This is a genomic window from Candidatus Termitispirillum reticulitermitis, assembly GCF_054655775.1.
This window is the reverse complement of record NZ_BAAIHG010000108.1, coordinates 1-2,819: the sequence shown is the minus strand read 5'-3', so window position 1 is coordinate 2,819 and position 2,819 is coordinate 1. Positions and strand designations below refer to the sequence as shown.

Below are 2,819 nucleotides of genomic sequence, written 5' to 3'. Positions count from 1 at the left end.
GTTGAGCGAATTTGTCTAGCCCTTGCCAATGGTGAATCTATATGTATCTATGGCGACTATGATGCCGATGGTGTGACCGCTACCGCGCTGATGTATCTCTTTTTAAGGGAGCTGGGTGCAAACGTTGATTACTATATCCCCAAGCGGCTTGAAGAAGGCTACGGACTTAGTTTAGCTGCCGTAGAGGAACTATACAAAAAGCATGTGAACTTAATAATAACCGTTGATTGTGGCATATCTGCTATTGAAGAGGTCTCAAGGGCAGCAAGTTTAGGTATGGACGTGGTTGTCACAGACCACCACCAGCAAGGCGATGACTTGCCAGATGCTGCAATAGCGATAATAAACCCTATGATGCAGGATGAGACTTACAGCTTTAAGCACTTATCAGGGGTAGGTGTTGCGTTTAAGCTGTGTATGGCTATTAGGCATAATCTGCGGAGCATAAGCGGCTGGGCTGATAAGCCGCTACCCAACTTAAAACAATATTTAGATTTAGTAACGCTGGGCACTGTGGCAGATGTTGTTCCGTTGCAGAGCGAAAATAGAACGTTTGTGGTGCATGGCTTAAAGGTGTTGTCGGGTAAGACTCGTGTGGGTATTGAGGAGCTTAAAAAGGTAACTGGTTATGGAACGGAGCTGAATACCTATAAGGTAGGCTATGGACTTGTGCCACGCTTAAATGCTGTGGGCAGATTAGGCGATGCCGATAGAAGTTTAAGACTGTTGATAGCTACTGAGCAGAATACCGCGCAATATTTAGCAAAGCAGATGAATGAGGATAACGAAGCTAGAAAAGGTATAGAGAAAGGGATTGTGGATGAAGTTTATAAAAAAATTGACAAAGAAGGATTAGCAGCCCAGCGACGCGGGCTTGTTCTGTATTCTGATAAATGGCATGCTGGTGTGTTGGGGATAGTTGCTTCACGCGTTGCCGATAAGTATCGGCGTCCGACAATTGTTCTCACGTTAGAAAATGGTATATATAGAGGCTCTGCTAGGAGCATTCAAGCTTTTCATCTATATGACGGAGTTAAAGAGCTTTCAGATATTTTATTGTCATTTGGCGGGCATAAATACGCTGCTGGTGTAAAGCTAGAAGCGACACATATAGGTGAGCTAGAGGAACGTTTTGACGCTATCGTCAGAAAAGCACTTAATGATAAAGATTATATGCCCGAACTTGTTGTAGATGCAATTCTGCAGCCGTCTGATTTAACATCAGATTTTATGTTCTCGTTGCACAAGTTTGAGCCGTTCGGCAATAGCAATCATGACCCGCTATTTTGTATAAAGAACTTTTCCTTTGCGCAGCCTGCGACCTTTTCGGAGAAAGATGGGCATATCAAATGTTTCTTTGAACACAACGGGCGCAACTATGAGGCGATAGGTTTCAATATGCGAGCTACACATGGTGCTATTATTAGAAGTGCTAAATCTTTTGACGTTCTATTCACGCTGGCAAGCTATGGCAAGCAGCACATTCCGCAGCTGATATTAAAGGATTTGCGAGGTAGCACATGATGGAGCAGTTTTCCACATCACTTGAAGTAAAAAAAATGGTGCGTTTAGCTGATATACAGGATTTCATCAAACAATATAGCCCCGATGAAGATTTAGAAAAGCTGAACACTGCTTATGTTTATGCTGCTAAGCAGCATTTCGGTCAGTTGCGCCAGTCGGGCGACCCATATTTGCTACATCCGTTATCGGTGGCATATATATTATCTCAAATGAATATGGACGTTGATTCTATCATCGCTGCAATGTTGCACGATACTATTGAGGACACGTCTGCCACGTTAGACGAGCTTTCGGAAATATTTGGCAAAAGAATCGCTTTCTTGGTAGATGGCATGACTAAAATTAGCAAGATAGAGTTTAATTCTAAGGAGGAGAAACAGGCAGAAAACTTTAGAAAAATGCTTGTTTCTATGTCAGAAGATATCCGCGTTGTGATGATAAAACTAGCCGACAGGTTGCACAATATGCGGACGATAGACTCCCTGCGTCCAGATAAGCAGTTGCGTATTGCCAATGAAACGCTAGAAATATATGCACCGCTAGCTGATAGGTTAGGGATAGCTATTATGAAATGGGAGCTTGAAGACCTTGCCTTTCGCGTCATCAACCCTGAAATGTATGTGGATATTCAACAAAAGGTCAAACTATCTCGCTCGGAGCGGGAGAGCTATCTAGCAAAAGTCTGTGATATTACTGTGAAAGCTATACTTGACGAATCTATAAAGGCGGAGGTCAATGCCCGCCCGAAACATCTATATAGTATCTATAGCAAGATAGTGAAAAAGCACTCTACATTTGAGGAAATTTACGATTTGTTAGCCTTGCGAGTGTTTGTTGAGACTGAAACGCAATGCTACACAGTGCTTGGCGTTATACATCACCTGTTTAAGCCAGTTCCTTCTAGGTTTAAGGACTATATTGCAATGCCGAAAGCGAATATGTATCAGTCGTTGCATACAACGGTTATCGGTCCTGATGGGCAGATGGTAGAGTTCCAGATACGAACTTGGCAGATGCATCGCATAGCTGAAGAGGGGATTGCCGCCCACTGGCGATATAAAGATGGCAAGAACTTTGACACAAAGAAAGACAGCCAGTTCACGTGGCTAAGGCAGATATTAGAGCAGAAAAATAAGAACTCTGAAGAATTTGTTGAAGAATTAAAGGCTGATGTGTTGTCTTCACAAATTTATGTATTTACCCCTAATGGCGATGTGGTAGAGCTACCATCGGAATCCACTCCGCACTGTTGTAGCATATTCAGCTTTAGTATCCCAAACTACCTCTATCAGCTT

General features: G+C 42.9%; 2 protein-coding genes. Both read left to right on the top strand.

Going from position 1 to position 2,819, the window contains the following annotated elements; translation table 11 throughout:
• Positions 1 to 1,524 (top strand): single-stranded-DNA-specific exonuclease RecJ (gene recJ, locus AC1MDJ_RS07455; RefSeq protein ID WP_479690294.1); only part of this gene is annotated, 1,524 nt, incomplete at its 5' end.
• The coding region (locus AC1MDJ_RS07450; RefSeq protein ID WP_479690293.1) for a RelA/SpoT family protein at positions 1,521 to 2,819 on the top strand (1,299 nt) is incomplete at its 3' end. The genes recJ and AC1MDJ_RS07450, both read left to right, overlap by 4 nt.